At 71.8% G+C, this 17,099-nt stretch carries 20 protein-coding genes; 7 read left to right on the top strand and 13 right to left on the bottom strand.

The window, feature by feature from the left end; translation table 11 throughout:
- Window positions 1-76 precede the first annotated feature (76 nt).
- The 6 genes from KIK05_RS02835 to KIK05_RS02810 form a co-directional block, all read right to left on the bottom strand.
- Complete coding sequence (locus KIK05_RS02835) at window positions 77-1,432, bottom strand: family 43 glycosylhydrolase (RefSeq protein WP_214408900.1); 1,356 nt, start codon at window positions 1,430-1,432, stop codon at window positions 77-79.
- Between the two features lie 143 nt (window positions 1,433-1,575).
- Complete coding sequence (locus KIK05_RS02830; protein WP_214408899.1) at window positions 1,576-2,457, bottom strand: PNPOx family protein; 882 nt, start codon at window positions 2,455-2,457, stop codon at window positions 1,576-1,578.
- A complete protein-coding gene (locus tag KIK05_RS02825; RefSeq protein ID WP_214408898.1) occupies window positions 2,457-2,900 on the bottom strand; it encodes a VOC family protein in 444 nt (147 codons plus the stop codon). The genes KIK05_RS02830 and KIK05_RS02825 overlap by 1 nt, the downstream gene beginning before the upstream one ends.
- Window positions 2,901-2,999: 99 nt before the next feature.
- Window positions 3,000-3,605, bottom strand: coding sequence for a CGNR zinc finger domain-containing protein (locus tag KIK05_RS02820; protein ID WP_214408897.1), 606 nt, complete (start codon window positions 3,603-3,605; stop codon window positions 3,000-3,002).
- A 44-nt stretch (window positions 3,606-3,649) separates the two neighbouring features.
- On the bottom strand, window positions 3,650-3,826 hold the full coding sequence (locus KIK05_RS02815; protein ID WP_214408896.1) for a hypothetical protein: 177 nt from the start codon (window positions 3,824-3,826) through the stop codon (window positions 3,650-3,652).
- Entirely contained in the window at window positions 3,816-5,504 is a 1,689-nt protein-coding gene (locus KIK05_RS02810; protein WP_214408895.1) for a PspC domain-containing protein, read from the bottom strand. Before KIK05_RS02810 ends, KIK05_RS02815 begins: the two co-directional genes overlap by 11 nt.
- A 133-nt stretch (window positions 5,505-5,637) precedes the next feature.
- Between KIK05_RS02810 and KIK05_RS02805 the strand changes: the two genes are divergently transcribed.
- From KIK05_RS02805 to KIK05_RS02795, 3 genes are read left to right on the top strand one after another with little or no spacing between them, the layout of a single operon-like run.
- Window positions 5,638-6,825: a PspC domain-containing protein gene (locus KIK05_RS02805; protein WP_214408894.1), complete on the top strand. Its 1,188-nt coding sequence runs from the start codon at window positions 5,638-5,640 to the stop codon at window positions 6,823-6,825.
- Between the two features lie 37 nt (window positions 6,826-6,862).
- A complete protein-coding gene (locus KIK05_RS02800; RefSeq protein WP_214408946.1) occupies window positions 6,863-7,495 on the top strand; it encodes a response regulator in 633 nt (210 codons plus the stop codon).
- A 42-nt stretch (window positions 7,496-7,537) separates the two neighbouring features.
- The gene (locus tag KIK05_RS02795) at window positions 7,538-8,275 is read left to right on the top strand and encodes a neutral zinc metallopeptidase (protein WP_250562100.1); all 738 of its coding nucleotides are present in this window, start codon (window positions 7,538-7,540) and stop codon (window positions 8,273-8,275) included.
- A gap of 59 nt (window positions 8,276-8,334) precedes the next feature.
- Here KIK05_RS02795 and KIK05_RS02790 read toward each other — a convergent pair whose 3' ends face one another.
- Window positions 8,335-8,958, bottom strand: a complete 624-nt coding sequence (locus KIK05_RS02790; RefSeq protein WP_214408893.1) for a TetR/AcrR family transcriptional regulator — start codon at window positions 8,956-8,958, stop codon at window positions 8,335-8,337.
- Between the two features lie 73 nt (window positions 8,959-9,031).
- Here KIK05_RS02790 and KIK05_RS02785 point away from each other — a divergent pair, with 73 nt between their 5' ends.
- From KIK05_RS02785 to KIK05_RS02775, 3 genes are all read left to right on the top strand, one after another.
- The gene (locus KIK05_RS02785; RefSeq protein ID WP_214408892.1) at window positions 9,032-9,826 is read left to right on the top strand and encodes an MBL fold metallo-hydrolase; all 795 of its coding nucleotides are present in this window, start codon (window positions 9,032-9,034) and stop codon (window positions 9,824-9,826) included.
- Window positions 9,827-9,957: 131 nt separating this feature from the next.
- Window positions 9,958-10,224, top strand: a complete 267-nt coding sequence (locus KIK05_RS02780; RefSeq protein WP_214408891.1) for a WhiB family transcriptional regulator — start codon at window positions 9,958-9,960, stop codon at window positions 10,222-10,224.
- Complete coding sequence (locus tag KIK05_RS02775) at window positions 10,221-10,985, top strand: CPBP family intramembrane glutamic endopeptidase (protein ID WP_214408890.1); 765 nt, start codon at window positions 10,221-10,223, stop codon at window positions 10,983-10,985. The genes KIK05_RS02780 and KIK05_RS02775 overlap by 4 nt, the downstream gene beginning before the upstream one ends.
- Window positions 10,986-11,056: 71 nt before the next feature.
- On the opposite strand, the gene KIK05_RS02770 is transcribed toward KIK05_RS02775, so the two are convergent.
- The 4 genes from KIK05_RS02770 to KIK05_RS47910 all read right to left on the bottom strand — a co-directional run bounded on the left by KIK05_RS02770 (window position 11,057) and on the right by KIK05_RS47910 (window position 14,641).
- Window positions 11,057-11,884 (bottom strand): ABC transporter ATP-binding protein, encoded by an 828-nt coding sequence (locus tag KIK05_RS02770; protein ID WP_214408889.1) that lies wholly within the window; start codon window positions 11,882-11,884, stop codon window positions 11,057-11,059.
- Entirely contained in the window at window positions 11,881-12,648 is a 768-nt protein-coding gene (locus KIK05_RS02765; protein WP_214408888.1) for a FadR/GntR family transcriptional regulator, read from the bottom strand. Before KIK05_RS02765 ends, KIK05_RS02770 begins: the two co-directional genes overlap by 4 nt.
- A gap of 104 nt (window positions 12,649-12,752) precedes the next feature.
- A complete protein-coding gene (locus tag KIK05_RS02760) occupies window positions 12,753-13,424 on the bottom strand; it encodes a response regulator (protein ID WP_214408887.1) in 672 nt (223 codons plus the stop codon).
- Window positions 13,421-14,641, bottom strand: a complete 1,221-nt coding sequence (locus KIK05_RS47910; RefSeq protein WP_214408886.1) for a sensor histidine kinase — start codon at window positions 14,639-14,641, stop codon at window positions 13,421-13,423. The genes KIK05_RS02760 and KIK05_RS47910 overlap by 4 nt, the downstream gene beginning before the upstream one ends.
- 169 nt (window positions 14,642-14,810) lie before the next feature.
- Between KIK05_RS47910 and KIK05_RS02750 the strand changes: the two genes are divergently transcribed.
- Window positions 14,811-15,527, top strand: a complete 717-nt coding sequence (locus tag KIK05_RS02750; RefSeq protein WP_214408885.1) for a hypothetical protein — start codon at window positions 14,811-14,813, stop codon at window positions 15,525-15,527.
- A gap of 13 nt (window positions 15,528-15,540) precedes the next feature.
- On the opposite strand, the gene KIK05_RS02745 is transcribed toward KIK05_RS02750, so the two are convergent.
- Together KIK05_RS02745 and KIK05_RS02740 are read right to left on the bottom strand one after the other, a co-directional pair.
- A complete protein-coding gene (locus KIK05_RS02745) occupies window positions 15,541-16,455 on the bottom strand; it encodes a hypothetical protein (protein ID WP_214408884.1) in 915 nt (304 codons plus the stop codon).
- Window positions 16,452-17,090, bottom strand: a complete 639-nt coding sequence (locus KIK05_RS02740; protein WP_308249706.1) for an RNA polymerase sigma factor — start codon at window positions 17,088-17,090, stop codon at window positions 16,452-16,454. Before KIK05_RS02740 ends, KIK05_RS02745 begins: the two co-directional genes overlap by 4 nt.
- Between the last annotated feature and the right edge of the window lie 9 nt (window positions 17,091-17,099).

The following is a 17,099-nucleotide window of genomic DNA, read 5'->3' as shown; positions in this document are numbered from 1 at the left end:
CCATTGGCAAATCTGTCCGTGAACCGGCCGGCCCGGCCCTCGGAGCCGTGCACCAGAGGCCCGCCCCCCCGCAGGGTCAGCCGCTGATCGACCGCCCCCGGTTCCGGCGCTGGACGTACAGGCGGTCGCTCCCCGGGCCGGTCCATTCCAGCCGTACGACACCGGGCACGGCGGCGTCGCCGACGCGCGACGGGTCGGCCCAGTAGCCGAAGTTGGGGTTGCGGAAGAACGTCGCCCACAGGTGGCCGCTGCGGTCCACGAAGATGTTGTTGTGGCCGGCGCCGACGCCCAGGGTCCACCGCTTGGAATACGGCCCCTCGAAGTGGTCCGAGACGGCGATGATCGCGTCGTACTGGTACTGCACCCGGCCGGGGGCGGCGGTGTCGTAGGCGTACCGGGTGCCGCCGTCGGGGTCGGCCGACGTCCGGTCCCACGCGGCGTGGACGAGGTAGTACTTGCCGCCGTACTTGAACACGTACGCGCCCTCGAGGTACGGCTCGGGGGAGTAGGGCGTCTGCTGGAAGTTCGGGAGGTTCGTCGTGGGGACGATGTCCTCCATGTCGTCTCGGAACTTCGCGTACAGGTTGCTGTGCAGCACGAGCCACGCGTCGTCGCCCTCGCTGTAGAGGCCGCCGTCGATGTGGTGGTAGGCGCCGGGCTTGATGAAGGCGGGCCCGCCGATGAAGGAGTCGCCGAAAGGCTTCTCCAGGTTGCCCCGAACGAGCCGGTACGGGCCCTCGACCCCGCCCTCGCTCACGAGCATGAACGAACCGACCTTCTGGGAGTGGTCGCCCATGCACGCGACGATGTACCACTTGCCGCGGAAGTAGTGCACCTCCGGGGCCCAGGCCTGGCCGCGCTTGCCGAACCGGTCGTCGTACCAGTACTCCTGCCATGGGGCGACGACCGTGCGCCCGGGCCGGTTCTCGCCGACGAACTCGGGCGACCACACCTTGCCCTTCTCCGCGCCGGGCCGGATACCGGTGGTGTCGGCCAGCCTCCACGGGCCGTGCAGGGACGGGGACACCCACACGAAGATGCCGTCGTTCCACGGGCCGGCCGCCTCGAGCCCGGGCACCCGGGTGGTGCCCGTGGCGACGTAGATCGGACGGCCGTCGACGACGAAGCAGTTGACGTAGGTGTCCCGCATCCAGACCCGGCCGAGCTCCTCGTCGCGGGGGCGCCGCTCGAGCGGGAGGATGAAGGAGTTGTCCTCACGTGGCCACAGGTCCGGCCGGGCGTCCGCCAGACCGTAGGGCTCCAGGTCGGGCCAGTTCGACGGGTACCGCCGTGTGGACGCGGCCGGCGCCGACGCCGGCGCTTGCGCGGCCTGCGCGGCGGTCGCGGGCAGTGCCGCCGCGCCCAGGACGCCGGCGACACCGGCCAGCAGGGAGCGTCGGCCCATGGGCGATCCGTTGTCGGAACCAGTCATCAGTCACGTCCTCCTACCTCGTGCAGGACGCCGGAGCCCTGCTCGGGAGGAACGCTAGTGAGAGGTATTCCGACAGTGAACAGACGACAGAAAGGTCCCCGATCTTTCGTCGCGGCTCGGCCGGCCGCGGCCCGGAAGGCCGTTCAGGACCGGTCCGGCCGGCCGGTCGTGTCGAGCGGTGGCGGGTTGAAGGGCGAGGCTTCGACGAAGCGCCAGGGGGACGGGATCTCGGCGGTGATCTCCACGACCTCGTCCAGCTCGAACTCCACCTCGCCGCCGTCGTACGCCGCCCTGCCGGTCAGGTGCAGGCCGTGGCCGTGCTCCCAGTCGAGGAACAGCAGCCCGCAGGCCGGGGCGAGCTCCAGGTTGCCCAGCGTCATGAACATGAAGTTGCCCGGGTACTCGCGCCAGGCCAGCCGCCGCTCCCCGGTCACCCGGACGAACCCCGGCGCGCCGCCCCGGTGGGAGGTGTCGGCGCCCAGCCCCGCGACGTGCGTGGCGATGAAGAAGGTGTCGGCCATCGCGATCCAGCGGCGCTGCGCCTCGGTGAGGGTGCGGGCGGTCGTGGCCGGGCCTCGCCGGGGGAGTTCCCCGAGGACGGGCGGCGGTACGCGCCGCTGGATGTACTTGGGGCAGTTGGAGTAGACCTGATCGGTCGTGATGGTGAGGCGGTGCCCGTCGCCGCGGGCCCGGCCGTTCACCCGCATGCGGCGGCGGGTCGCGGGCTCGATGGCGATGACGCCGATGTCGCGCGGCTCGCCCCCGAAGAGCCCCGCGAGCGGACCGTCGGGCAGCGCGTCGACGACGATCGACCGGTCCCCGTCCGTCGTGGCGAATCCTTCGGGGCCGGTCAGGGTGCCCGCCCAGACGCGCCCTCGGTCGTCGCGCGCTCCGATGACCAGCATGTTCCGCGCCTCGAGGAAGGCGGCGGCCACGGGAGGGATCTCGGCCCGCGCCCGCGCCGAGCCGAGCGGCCTGGTCATGCCCGCCCGGCGCTGGAGCAGCAGCTCGCCCGGGTGTTCCACTAGAAGAACCCGCAGGTAGGGGCGTCGGCGACCGGCGCGGTGAGCCCTTCGGCCCCGCTCGGCGCGGAGATCTCGACGCGGATGCCGTCCGGGTCCTCGAAGAAGACGCCGCCCGACTGCCTGCCCTGGCCGTGCGGGACGATCCCCTCATAGGCGAACCGCACCCTGAGCTCGCGCAGTGTCGCCTCCGCCCGGCGTACGGCGTCCATGTCCGGCAGCTGGAACGCCAGGTGGTGCAGGCCGGGCGAGCCGGTGGCGAAGCGGCCCTCGCTCTGCTCCCAGAGCGTGACCATCGTGCCGCCGTCGTAGCCGAGCGAGGCGTAGCGCCTGTCGCCCTCGGTGGACTCCCTGATCACCTCGAACTCGAAGACGCGCACGTAGAACCGTATCGCCCGCTCGAGGTCGGTCACGTTGAGGCCGGCATGCCCGATCTGGAACCGCATGTGGTCGCCCTTCTCTCTTCGTTCTAACGGGACTTACTGTCATATCCCGTTAGAACTCCGAGGCGAGCGTAACCTAACGGATGTACTACTGGCAATCCGTTAGAAAGAGTGATCGGCGCGGTGCTGCCGATAGTGGCGGGCGGCCCTGGCCCGGTTGCCGCAGCTCACCGAGCACCACTCCTGCCGCGTGTGCTCCTTGACGAAATACAGGACGCAGCGCGGCGCCGGGCAGGCCCTGAGCTTCTCGCGGTCGGGTCCGGCGAGGAAGTCGATGGCCGCGGTGGCGAGCCTCGCGCACAGCGCCGCCGTGTCGCTCGCCCGCGCGGCCGGCGCGTCGCCTGCGGTGGGCTCGGAGCCGTCCGGCCAGTCGAGGCGCCGGGCCAGGGGTACGGCCATCGCGGCGGCGTTGACGGTCGCGAGGGCGTCGGCGAAGCGGGGGAGGCGCGAGGCGTCGGCCGAACTGGGCTCCGCGGGCGCCACGGCCCGGGCGAACAGCGCCCGCACGGCCTGGCGGAGCGCGACGACCTCCTCGCGCATGGGCTCGGAGGCGGTGAAGCGGGCGGCGTCGACCCCGAGGGCGGCGGCGTGCTCGCGGACCCAGGCCGTCAGCCCGGCCGTGTCGGCGAGGGCGTCGGACACCCCGCCGCGGACCACCCGGTTCGCCCGGATCGTTCTGGTGAACAGCAGGGCCAGGGGATCGGACATCCAGCCATTCTAATGGGACTAATGCTCGTCTCGCATTAGAAGAGTCAGCGTCTGCGCAACGCCTTGGCGATGATGCCGACGAAGCCGGCGAACCCGAGCCCGAAGACGAGGATCATCCCCATGATCAGCGTGTCGGGTTGCGGCGGGGTCAGGTAGCGGATGCCGATGCCCACGAACAACAGGCCCGCGAGCAGCGAGAACACGTCCGTTCTATGCCGCACGGCGCACCTCGACGTCCCCGATGCCGGCCTTCACGTGCAGTTCGATGACCGGGACGGCGCCGGTGCCGCTCACCGCGGGCTCCAGCACCTTGTCGTGGTGGACGTCGGTGCCGCCCTGCACGGCGTGCTCGATCTTGACGTCCCCCAGTCTGGCGTAGCCGAACACCTCCACCCGGGCGTAGGACGGCACGATGATCTTCAGCTCGCCCATCGACACCGAGGCGTCGAACCTGGTTCGGGAGCCGGGGAGGAACTTGGTGTCCCGCAGGTCGAGCGTTCCGTCGCCGATGCCCACCGAGTACGTGCGGACGGCCACGGAGCTGTCCACGGGCTCCCAGGTGTAGCTGCCGATCTTCTTCGGAATTCCGTTCACGGTCGATCCCGCCACTAGCAGAAGAGAGACGATGGTTCCGGTCGCCACCAGCCCGGCGCCCCTGCCGAACCAGGTCGCGACGAGCAGGCCCGCGCCGATCGTGATGAGCACGGCCCCGCCGATCAACGGCAGGTTGACCGTCTGGGCGGACGGCGACTGCGTGGCAACCATGATCCCTCCGACCAGGAACGCGACGAACACGGTGATTGCGCCGGTGAACGACTTCGGCCGCTTCGGGCGGGGCGGCCGCGCGGCCGCGGCGCTGGGCCGCCGGCCGTACTCCCAGTCGTCGGGCTCGTACGGCCGGCGCGGGCTGTACGGGCCGTGCGGTGCGAACGGCTCGCCGGAGGAGTCGAACCCCCCGGGCCGCGGCGTCTGCCGGTAGCCGGGGGCGGGCGGGGGCGCCGCCCCGGGGCCGGCCGCCGCCGTGGCCGCGGCGCGCGCCTCCTTGGCGAGGTCCGACAGCCGCCGGTAGAGCTGCTCGGCAGCGGGGGACCGGCCGGCGGCCGCCGAAGTCCCGAAGATACGGTCGCCCGGGGGCGCCTCGGACGCAGACGGCGCGTCGGACGGTGCCTCCGCAGGCGCGTCGGATGGAGGGGCGTCGAACGCCGAGGTGGTGGCCGGCGGCGCGTCGGACGGATGAGCGTCGAACGCCGAGGTCGTGGCCGGCGGCGCGTCGGACGCGAACGGCGGCGCCGACGGCGCGGCGGCGGTGGTGAAGGCGGAAGCCGCGGGCGTGCCCCCAGGGGTGCCCGGAGCGTGGGAGAACGCCCGCGTGGCGGACGGGAAGGCCGTCCAGTGCTCCGGCACCGGCCGGGTGCCGCGCTTCCCCTTGACCCGCTCCGGCATGCTCTTGACGAGCGCCAGCAGGTCGACGCCGCGGGCGTGCGCGGCCAGCAGGGCGATCGCGAGCAGTGTGCCCACCACCACCGTCGAGGTGCTGATGCCGTCGGCCGCCAGGTTGATGATCAGGCCGAAGGCGAAGATCGCGGCCAGGAGCGCCATCACGGTCTCGGTGTCGAAGACCCTGCGGCTCCACTGCTCGGCGTATCCCGGGCCGCCCTGGGTGTTCCTCATCAGCAGGAACGCCGCGACGTACAGCATGATGCCGATACCCGAGCCCACGACCAGCACCGCGAAGCCCACCCGGAAGATGACCGGGTCCATGCCGGTGTAGCGGCCGAGCCCTGCGCACACGCCTGTGAGCATTCGTCCCTCGTCGCTACGCTGGAGCACGCGCTCCTCGCTGACGGGTGCGAAGTCACCCGGCTCGAGCGTCGTATCGGGACTTCCTGCCTCGGTCATGGGTCCATGGTGGCCGGTCAGGGGTTCCGGTCACCATCCGGGACACCCCTGACTCGTCCCGGAGCCCTCAGGGCAGGAGTCAGGGAGCGCCCTGATGCGTGCCGCCCCTGCCACATGTGACGATGCTGCGGAGATGTCTGAGAACCCCACACTTCCCGAGGCTCATCCCCGGATGGTCCGGCCCATGCGCGGCCGGCTCGTCGCGGGTGTCGCCCAAGGCGCCGCCGCCCAGCTGAAGCTCGACCCGGTCGTGCTGCGGCTGGCGTTCGTGCTGCTCAGTGTCCTCGACGGGCTGGGCGTCCTCGCGTACGCCGCCCTGTGGATGTTCACTTCGCGCGAGCAGTACGAAGGAGAGCCGCCGGGCCGCGACTGGGGCCAGGTGGCCGCGTACGCCGTGCTCGGCATGGCGCTGACCGCGTTCGGCTGGCTCACCGGCGCCTCCACCGGCGGCATCGGCACCTGGTCGATCGCCGTGGTGGGCATCGGCAGCCTCATCCTGTGGCAGCAGGCCAGCATCGACCGCCGCCAGCGCTGGATGACCGACGCGGTGCGCCAGGTGAGGCGCTCGTGGGTGCGCACCGGCGCCGGCACGCTCCTCGTGGTGATCGGCGCGATCGGCTTCCTCGCCGCCCAGGGCAAGCTCGCCGAGGCCGTCCCGGGGCTGGTGTTCACCGCCGTCGTGGTCGGCGGCATCGCGCTGATCGCGGCCCCGTGGCTCACCGGCCTGTGGAAGGAGCTCCAGCGGGAGCGCACCGAGCGCATCCGCCAGGAGGAACGGGCCGAGATGGCGGCGCACGTGCACGACTCGGTGCTGCACACGCTCACCCTGATCCAGCGCAACGCGCAGGACCCGTTCGAGGTGACGCGCCTGGCCCGCTCGCAGGAGCGCGAGCTGCGCAACTGGCTGTACCAGCCCAAGGCCGACGCCGACGCCACGATCGCGGCGGCCGTACGGCGGGTGGCGGCCGAGATCGAGGACGAGCACGGCGTCCCCATCGAGATCGTCTGCGTCGGCGACTGCGAGCTGGACGACCGGCTGCGGGCCATGTTGCAGGCGGCCCGGCAGGCGATGGTCAACGCGGCGAAATACTCTGAGGCGTCCGTCATCTCCGTCTACGCCGAAGCGGAGCCGGAGGAGGTGACCATATTCGTCCGGGATCGCGGCAAGGGCTTCTCCATGGAGGAGGTGCCCGACGACCGCATGGGCATCCGCCAGTCGATCATCGGACGGATGGAGCGCCACGGCGGCACGGCACGGGTCAAGACGGGCCCGGGCGAGGGAACCGAAGTGATGTTGACAATGAAGCGGGAGCAAGCGTGATCCACGAGCCGACCCGCCGAGTGAGGGAGCCGTGAACATGGTCAAGGTGCTGATCGTGGACGACCACCGCCTCTTCCGTTCGGGGGTGCGCGCCGAGCTGGGACCCGAGATCGAGGTGATCGGCGAGGCCGAGGACGTCGAGTCGGCGGTCGCGTCGATCGAGTCCCTGAAGCCGGACGTCGTCCTGCTCGACGTCCACATGCCGGGGGGCGGCGGGCAGGAGGTGCTGCGCCGGGTGCTCGGGGCGGGCGCGCAGGTGCGCTTCCTGGCCCTTTCGGTCTCCGACGCGGCCGAGGACGTCATCGGCGTCATCCGGGGCGGCGCCCGCGGCTACGTCACCAAGACGATCAGCGGGAGGGAGCTCACCGACGCGATCGTCCGCGTCTCGGAGGGCGACGCGGTGTTCTCGCCGCGTCTGGCCGGGTTCGTCCTGGACGCCTTCGCCTCCACCGAGGCGCCGTCCATCGACCCCGAGCTCGACTCGCTCACCTCCCGCGAGCGCGAGGTGCTGCGGCTGATCGCCCGCGGGTACGCCTACAAGGAGATCGCCAAGGAGCTTTTCATCTCCGTGAAGACCGTCGAGACGCACGTGTCCTCTGTGCTGCGCAAACTTCAGCTCTCCAACCGGCACGAGCTGTCGCGCTGGGCTACGGCCCGACGTCTCGTCTGAATTCGCCCGCGCGAGGGTCACGGTTCGGTCAAGATTGGGCATATGACCCATCGCGCAGTGGCGCCCGTCATCCTCATGGCCGTGCTCGTGTCCCTGGTCGCCACGGGCTGCTCGTCCGTGGAGTACTGGAAGGACCAGCTGACGCTGCCGAGCCGTCCGGCCGCCGCCGTCCAGCCCCAGGCCGCGCCCCAGCAGACCGGGGCCGCCCCGCGGAGCACCACCGCCTTCGGGACGAAGTTCGAGGAGGACGTCCAGCTCGCGCGCACCCTGACCGAGGAGTTCTGGCAGGACAGGTTCCAGGCCGCGGGGAAGACCTACCGGCCGCTGGAGAGGTTCGTGGCCTACTCGGGCAGGAACGGCCCGTCCTGCGGCGGCCGGCCGGCCCTGCCGCAGAACGCCTTCTACTGCCCGATAGGCAACTTCGTCGCCTACGACCAGACGTGGATGCGGTCGCTGTGGAAGCAACTGGGCGACGGTGCGGTCTACGTGATCATTCCGCACGAGATCGGACACTCCATCCAGGCGCAGCTGAGGAGCGACTTCAGCTTCAACGTCGAACGCGAACTGCAGGCCGACTGCTACGCCGGCGGCGCCCTGAAGGGCATCATCGACGCCGGCCGGTTGCAGGCCGACCCGGGGGACGACGAGGAACTGCTCGACAACCTCGCCGCGGCCGGCGACCCCGACGACAACTGGATGCGAGAGGACGCCCACGGCACCCCCGCCCAACGCCAGCAATCCTTCACCAAGGGCTTCACCCAGGGCGTCGACGCCTGCTGACCCACCGCGCCGGCACGCTGTCACCGGCCGCCTTCCGGCGGACCGCACCTCGCGGACCGTCAGGCCGTCTTCGATGTCGTCGATCCCTCTTTCTCGCCGATGACCGCACCCATGAGACGTCGGGCACGTGCCGCCGCCGTGTCGTCACCGAGCAACTGGATCTCCTGGTTGGCGGACATGGCGATTCCCGTGAGAACCGAGACGAGGTCCGTCGCGTCGAGCCGGGTGCTGATGTCGCCCGCGGTCTGCGCCGTCACGATCTGCTCGCGCAGGAAGTCCCGCCAGTGGGTCACCTTGTCGCGAAGGTAGGTGCGTAGCTCGCCCGGTTGCCCGTCCAGTTCGCAGGACGCCGCCGTGACGAAACAGCCGTTGGGGAACGGGCTGTCGGCGAGGTAGCCGCACCACGAATCGATCACGACGCGCAGTCGCGCCAGGCCCGGGTCCGCCGTCAGACTCGGCTCCACGACCGCCTGGGTGAACATGTTCACCGCCTTGGCCAGGACCGCGGCCTGCAAATCGGCCCGGGAACCGAAGGGGCCGACCACCCCGGCCTTGCTCATGCCGAGTGTCTCGGCCAGCACACCTATGGTCAGGCCGGACAGCCCCGCGCTGGAGGCATGGGTCACGCCGGTGCTGACGATGTGGTCGCGGGTTCGCCGGGCCTCGCTGGCAGATCTCCTCATGCCCACAGAGTTTAGCGAACGATCGTGTGCTAAGTTTTAGCGAACGAACGTACGCCAAAAGGAGAGGGATCAGATGCGTATCCGATGGCTGGGATGGGCGGGCGTGGAACTTGAATCACAGGGGGAGAGCCTGGTCATCGACCTGCTCGGCGGACCCGAGGGCGTCCTGGCGGACACCCCGCTCTCGGCACCCATGCCGAAGGTCACCCCGCCGCACACCGAGGGCAGCGTGCTCGCCGGGCTCTGCACGCACCTGCACCGGGACCACACCGACGCCGCCGCCCTCGCCCGGGCGCTGCGCCCCGGCGGAAAAGTTCTGCATCCCGCGTCCTTCGGCGGCGATGACCACGAGAACCTGTGGACACTCAAGGCCGACGGTGAACTCGACGAGTGGAAGCTGCCCCGGCTGCCGATGGCACCGTGGGAGACCACCACGATCGGGCCGTTCTCGATCGCGGCCGTCCCGGCCGTCGACACCCTCGGCGACCCGCAGGTGTCATGGGCGGTCGAGGCCGGAGGCAAGCGTGTGATCCACCTCGGGGACACCATGTTCCACGGCTACTGGTGGCGCGCCGCCCGCCGGTACGGACCGTTCGACGCCGTGCTGACGCCCATCAACGGGCCGACCGTCTGCTTTCCTCACTGCCAGCCGCCGAGCCCGTACCCAGCCTCGCTCGATGCCGAGCACGCGGCCGTCGCCGCGCGGTTGCTGGGGGCCCGGGTCGCGGTGCCCATGCACTACGACGGATTCCACATCGACGGCTTCTACACCACTCAGCCGGATGAACTGTCCCGATATCTCGACGCGGCCTCGGAGGAGGCGTACGAGGTCCTCACCCCCAAGCAGGGCGAAGACCTGATCATCTGAAGCCTGGGTCGCCATGTACGCCGGCGAGTGGAGGTGTGACTCGTTCCGTCTACGCCCCGAGATGGATGTGCCCGTGGGCGGCGGTCCGTAGCCTGGCCGTGTCGGCGCACGATCCTGGCCAGGAGGTGGTGATGAGTGCGAAGACCGTTCCCGAGGCGGGCTGGGCCTCTCGGGGATCCTGCCGAACGTCCGATCCGGAGTTGTTCTTCCCGGACACCCCGCTTCCCGAGCAGGAGGCGCGGGCGAAGACGATCTGCGCGACCTGCACAGTGATCGAGGAGTGCCTGTCCTACGCCGTACGGGCCGGGGAGCCCGAAGGCATCTGGGGCGGCCTCACGACGGCCGAGCGCCGACGTCTCAGATTCCCCCCTGGCTGGAGGCGACGAGCCGCCTCATGACGACCGAGAATGCCCCCGCCGTTCCCGCGTCCCGCCTCCTGCTGCCGGCCCTCGCCGCGCTCGGGGCGGCCAACGTGCTGAACAACCGTCTCGCCCGACGCCTCGCCCCGCTGACCTCCACCGTGACGGCCGGCGCGCTGGTGCTCCTCGCCCGGCGTTCGGGGTTGTCGTGGAAGGAGATCGGTTTCGCCGACGCCGACCGCGGTGCCAGGGCGGGGGGAGCGCTGGCGGGCGCCGTGGCGGCCGTCTACACCGGAGGGGTCCTGCTGCCCGCGACCCGCCGGTTCTTCAGGGACGAGCGGGCGCTCGGACTCTCGCGCGCCCGCCTGCTGGAGGAGGTCCTCGTCCAGGTGCCGCTGGGCACGGTGCTGCTGGAGGAGGTCGCCTTCCGCGGAGTGCTGCCCGCCGCGCTGCGCCGGTCGTACGGGCCCGCCGCGGCCGTCCCGGGCTCCGCGGCCCTCTTCGGGCTCTGGCACGTCCTCCCGTCACTCGACATGGCCCGCGCCAACCCGGCCCTCAGCGACCTCGCCGGCGCCGCCCCGGCCCTCGGCGACCTCGCCGGTGGGGAGGACCGCACGGCGGCTGCCGGTGTGGTGCGGGTCGTCGTCGGCTCGGTGGTCTTCACCGGGGTGGCCGGGGTGTTCTTCTCGTGGTTGCGAGGGCGTGGGGGACTGCTGGCGCCATCGCTGCTGCACCTCGCCACCAACTCCTTCGGCTACCTGGCCGCCCGCGCCGCCCGCCGCCTGGACCGCGGGCGCTGAGGAACCACGGCCGGTTCACCGGAGGCCCGGTCCGAGGAGCGGTGGCCCGCCGAGCGGCCGCCGGAGCCGGCTCACCGGATGCCGGAGGGGATGGCGCGGTCGGCGCGGGCCGCCCAGCGGCCGTCCGTGCGGGTGATGCGGACGGGGTGGTCGAAGCACTTGCTGACGTGGTCGGTGGTCAGCACGTCGTCGACGGGCCCTGACGCCAGGCAGCGGCCCTCACGCAGCAGCATCGCGTGGGTGGTGCCCGCGGGCAGTTCTTCGAGGTGATGGGTCACCAGGACCGTGGCCAGCGAGGGGTACTCGTAGCGGAGCGCGTCGATGCTGCTGAGGAGCCGCTCGCGGGCGGCGAGGTCGAGGCCGGTGGCGGGCTCGTCCAGGAGCAGCAGGCGAGGCTGTGGCATGAGGGCCCTGGCGATGAGCGTGCGGCCGCGCTCCCCCTGCGAGAGGGTGGGCCAGCGCGCGTCGCTCCTGGCGCTCATGCCCAGCATGCCGATCAGCCTGTCGGCCTGCTCGGACTGCTCCGCCGTCGGCGCCCAGCGGGGCACGAGCGCGGAGGTGTTCGTCAGACCCGTCAGGACCACCTCGCGCACGCGCAGCGGCTCGTCGGGGGCGTGACGCGGGTCGACGTGCCCGACGTACGACCGCAGCTCGCGTACGTCGACCCTGCCCATCGTGCGTCCGAGGACCTCGACGACCCCGCGGGTGGGGTGGTTGACGGCGCCGAGGAGGTTGAGCAGCGTGCTCTTCCCGGCGCCGTTGGCGCCGAGCAGGGCCCAGTGCTCGCCCGGGTGCACGGTGAGCGAGACCGACTGCAGCAGGTGGGCGCCGCCGCGGACGACGTCGACGTCGCTCACCCGCAGCACGGGGCCGTTGTCGGACGGACGGGAGATGATCATCGTGCGCTGTTTCCAGTCTGGTCGAGGCTCCGGTCGACGGTCGCCGGGGAACGGGGGTGGGCGTCGGCCGCCGGCCGGTCGCCGCCTCCGGTGGGATGGAGGGGCGCGCCGGCGGGCTTCGCTCGTACGAAGGCCATGGTGATCTCGAGGTTCTCGACCGTGGCCGCGATCGCCGCCTCGGCGTCGCCGCGGGCCAGCGCTTCGAGCAGGTCGGTGTGGGAGCACGAGACGTCGGGCAGGCCCGTCTCGTGGGTGACCAGCTCGACCAGGGCCGCGCGCAGCACCGGCTCGACCGAGGCGAACAGGGCGACCAGGACGGGGTTGCCCGAAAGCTCCATCACCGCGCGGTGGAACTCCAGGTCGGCGTCGACGAAATCGGAAGGATCGCCTTCGAGGCGCTCCTGACGCTCACGCAGCCGTGCCCTCAGCCGTTCGAGATCCTCAGGGCGGGCCCGCTGGGCCGCCAGCCTCGCCCCCTCGACCTCCAGGGCCCGCCGCACTTCGTACGCCTCCAGCGTGCGGGCACGGCGGAGAAGCGCGTGAAGATCACCGCTCTCGTCGCCACCCGTGGCGATCACGAACGTGCCGATGCCATGGCGGACGTCGACCATGCCGTCGCGGGCCAGCAGGCGGATGGCCTCCCGCACCGACGACCGGCCGACCCCGAGGTCGGCGGCCAGCCGCGCCTCGCTCGGCAGGCGCTCGCCGGCCTTCCAGACGCCTTGCTGGATGCGCTCGCGCAGCAGGTTCTCGAGCTGCGGCACCACGGGTCCGCGTCGCAACGCCGATGAATCCACCGTGCCCCCCGCCTCGTCATCGCCCTCGGTGGCGGTGACTCTAGCAGCTCCTCAGACGTCTGACGACCTGTTCAGGTGGTGGGGACGACCAGGCCGGCTTCGTAGGCGACGATGACCAGCTGGGCGCGGTCACGGGCGTGGAGCTTGGTGAGCAGGCGGCCTACGTAGGTCTTCACCGTGGCGAGGCTCAGGTGCAGATGGCCGGCGATCTCGCCGTTGGACAGGCCGCGGGCGATCAGGGTGAGCACTTCGCGTTCGCGGTCGGTGACGTCGTCCAGGCGGCGTGGCAGCGGTCGCCCGGGGTGTGGCCGGCGGACGAACTCGGCGATGAGGCGCCGGGTCACGGTGGGGGCCAGCAGGGCTTCCCCCGCCGCGACGACGTGGACGGCGTTCAGCAGGTCGGCGGGAGGGGTGTCCTTGAGCAGGAAGCCGGCCGCTCCCGCCCGCAGGGCCGAGTAGACGTAGGCGTCCAGATCGAACATGGTCAGGATGAGCACCCGTACGCCCGCTGTCTCGGCGCTCTCGTTGATCTGGCGGGTCGCCTCGATGCCGTCCATGTGCGGCATGCGCACGTCCATGAGGACGACGTCGGGGCGCAGGGCCCGAGCGAGTTCGACGGTTTCGGCGCCGGTGGCGGCCTCCCCGACGACCGTGAGGCCGGGGGCGGTCTCGATGAGGGCACGGAAGCTGCCGCGCAGCAGAGCCTGGTCGTCGGCGACCAGCACACGGACCGGGTCGCTCATATGTCTTCTCTCCCGGAGGCCGGGCCCGTGGCGAGGGGCAGGGTGGCCGAGACGGTGAAGCCGCCTTCGGGGCGGGAGCGCGCGGTGAACCGTCCGCCGTACATCGCGACCCGTTCCCGCATGCCGATCAGCCCGTGGCCGCCAAGGCCCGTGGCCGCCTGGCCGCCTGCCCGCCCGTCGTCGGTCACCTGGATGCCCACCTGGGAGGGAGTCACATCGATCGTCGCCCGGCACCGGGTGGGGGCCGCGTGTTTGACCACGTTGGTGAGTGCCTCCTGCACGATGCGATAGACGGTGAGCTGCAGCGCCTCGGGCAGGTCGTGGTCGCCCGTCACGGTGAGTTCGACCCGGACCCCCGCGCCCGCCGCGTGCTCGGCCAGCTCGGCCAGCCCGGACAATCCCGGCGCGTTCAGCTCGCCGTCCTGTTCGCTGCCCTGGCGAAGGACGCCAAGCAGGCGGCGCATCTCGGTCAGGGCGCCGCGGCTGGTGGCCTCGATGACGCGCAGCGCGTCCCGGGCCTCGCCGGGCCGTGCCTCGGCGATGTGGTTGGCGATCCCGGCCTTGACGGCGATCAGTCCCATCCCGTGGGTGACGACATCGTGCAGCTCGCGAGCGATGCGCAGCCGCTCGTCGGCGACGATCCGGCGTGCCCGCTGCTCTTCCAGGCGCGCCGCGTCCCACCTGCGGTCCCTCACCAGACGGCCGGCGAGCCAGGCGCCGCCGAGCAGCAGCCAGGCGGCGGCGGTCCAGAGGGCGGCCGGCAGCGCCCCGGACGGGTGACGGGCGGGGAGGCCCGTCACCAGCGGCACCGCCCACGCGATCCAGACAGCGGCCGTCGCCGTGATCACACACGCCCACAGGGCGCGGGCCGAGCGCCGCGCCGGCAGGACGGCCGCGGCCGGGTACAGCGAGAGCGCCGCCGCCGCGAACGGATCCCACAGCAGGCCGCACGCGGCGGCGACGGCCGAGACGACCAGCGCGATCCGGTACGCCCGCCGGGGCGCGAGCCGCCGTACCGCGACGACCACGCCCAGCACGACCGCGACCAGGCAGGACACCGGGAACAGCAGCTCGAACCGCGGGTCGTCCATGAGCATGTTGCCGGCGACGGCCACGTCCACCGCGACCAGGACGACCGCGGCGACGGCGTCGAGGACGCGCAGGTGCGCCCGGCGCAGACGACCTGCCTGCAGGGCCGCGAAGCCGGGTTCATCCACGGAGCACACGCTATCCCCCCAGGTCGCGGACCGCATCAGACCAGGATGGATCATCCCTGGGGCTGACGGCGGCCTCCCCTGAGGCGGGAGATGTCCCCTGAGGGCCGATGCGAAGATGTCCGTCCCGGGCCGATTCGCCGCACGCGCCCGGTCGGGCACCGTGGCGTCCATGACCTCACCGCACGATCCCTATGTCTTCCCGGGACGCTGGCTCGCCGGGACCTCGCTGGTCCTCGGCCCCGTTCTCCTGCTCGCCGGGGTGCTCCTCCGGGTCCGGTTCGACTTCTTCTTCCCCGACCAGCTCGCCGCCTACGACGAGTACCCGGTGTTGATGACCCTCTCCTACAGCGCCTTCGCCGCCGGCGCCGTGGTGACGGCCCCCGCGGTAGTCGCCCTCGCCGTCCGCGTCGGGGCCGCCGAACGGTGGTGGGCCGCGGTCGGCGGCACCCTCACCCTGGTCGGCCTGTTCGCCCGGACGTTCCACGCCGGCGTCGACCACCTGGCGTTCGAGCTCGTCGGCACCCTGGGCAGAAATGCGGCCGTCTCCGCGGTCGCCGACTCCTACCAGGGCTTCCACATCTTCCAGTACGTCTCGTTCGCGATCATGCTCGGCTGGATCGTGCTGGCCGTGGGGGCGTTCCGCTCCCGGGTGCTGGGACCGCCGCGATGCGTCGCGCTGGCGCTCATGTCGGCCCTGCCGCTGGGCGTCCTGAAGGGGACGACGCCGCTGTCGATCGTGGCCGTGGCCGGGCTGTGCGTGGCGCTGGTCCCGCTCGGCGCGCGGATCCTCCTCGACGGCCCTCGCCCCACCCGCCGGGCGGCGGCCCGGTTCGCCCTGGCCGCCGCGCTGGTGGTCGTGCTCGGGTTCGTCTCCTCGCTGGGCTGAGCCGGGCCGCCGGTCACCCTGTCGGCGTGGCCACCGGCTCGCGCATCGTCGGCTGCCGGTCCTGCTCCATCTTCTTCTTGATCTCCGGCGGCATCGGCCCTTCGGGTTTGACCATCAGCATGACCTGGCCCGGCGCGAACGGGTCGATGCTCGACACCTTCCAGCTCGAGCCGACCTCCGAGCGGGGGACGAAGGCGCCGTACCCGCTGCCGTCGGCGAAGGTCCACGCGGCGTTGTACCGGGCGACCGTCAGCCCCTTCCGGCGCACGAGCGACTCGGCCTGGGCGACCGTGATCCCGTCCACACGGGCCCCTTCGAGGGCTTCGCCCTTCGCCGTGGAGGTGTTGGTCGAGGCGTACTGCTCGCCGGGACGCGCCTCGCGTCCCACCACGACCATGGCGTGACCGTGGAAGCCCTTCTTGATGCGAAGCCCGATCGGGCAGGAGCCTCCGCTCGCGGTCGTGCAGGAGGGGTCGTCCACAGTGAGAAGCCCATCCTCGCCGTCCATCATGACGATGGTCCGCTCCACGCTGGGGGACGCCGGGACGAGCTTGAGCTCGATGTCGAAACCGCAGGCGCGGAAGGCGTCGTTCAGGCGCTTCTGGTCGGCGTACGGGTCGACGATGCGCGCCACCACGAAGTCGCCTCCCTTGTCCGTCGAGCAGACCACCGCGGCGTTCGCCGTGGAGGCGCCCTGACGGAACACGGCGGTCCCCGCCACCGCGCCCGCCGTGAGCACGACGGCGGCGGCCGCGGTGACGGCCAGTCGGGGCACGATCGGCCGCCGGTACCAGGGACGGGCGGGGGCGGGCGTCCCGCTCGCGTGCGGCTGCGTCGTGCGCGCGATCTCTGACATGAGGTGGGCCCTTCGCTGGGACCGGCGGGCGGCGGGAAGGTCCCGTTCCTGCGGGATGAGCTGGTCGGTCATCGTTCCTCCTCCGTCGTCCGGAGCGCCGGGCGGCGCTCACCCCGTCTGTGTCCCGTGCGCGGCGTGGGTTCCGGGAGCGATCCGGATTCCGTCAGCTTCTTGAGCCGTCCCCGGGCCCGGGACAGGCGTGAGCGCACCGTGCCCACGGGGAGGTCGAGCGCGATGGCGGCCTGCTCGTAGCCGAGCCCGGCCCACACGCACAGCGAAAGGACTTCCTGGTCGTCCCGGGACAGCCGGTTCACCGCCGCGAGCACGCGGCGCATGCGGCGTTCGTCGTCGATCCGCCCGCTGAGGTCCTCGGCGGGGTCGGGTTCGGCCGATGGCGGAGGCAGCCGCGCGAGAGCGTCCCGATGGCGGCGCAGCGACCGGTTGCGGTTACGAAGGACGTTGTTGGCGACGCCGAGCAGCCAGGGGAGCGCCGAATCCCTGTCCGGGCGCAGCTCCCGGTGGCGCCGCCATGCCTCGAGGAACACCACGGAGGTCAGGTCCTCGGCCTCGGACCAGTCGGCGGTGCGGCGGAAGCAGTGGTTGTACACCGCGGGCGCGTGACGGTCGAACAGGACGCCGAACGCCTCGGTGTCCCCGTCCGCCGCACGCGCCCACAATTCGGTGTCCGTGGGGAGGATGCTCGTCACATGTCGTCT

Origin of the sequence: Sphaerisporangium fuscum (assembly GCF_018531465.1) — a bacterium.
Classification (GTDB): domain Bacteria; phylum Actinomycetota; class Actinomycetes; order Streptosporangiales; family Streptosporangiaceae; genus Sphaerisporangium; species Sphaerisporangium fuscum.
The sequence above is the reverse complement of the archived record's forward strand: the minus strand, read 5'-3'. Positions and strand labels throughout refer to the sequence as shown.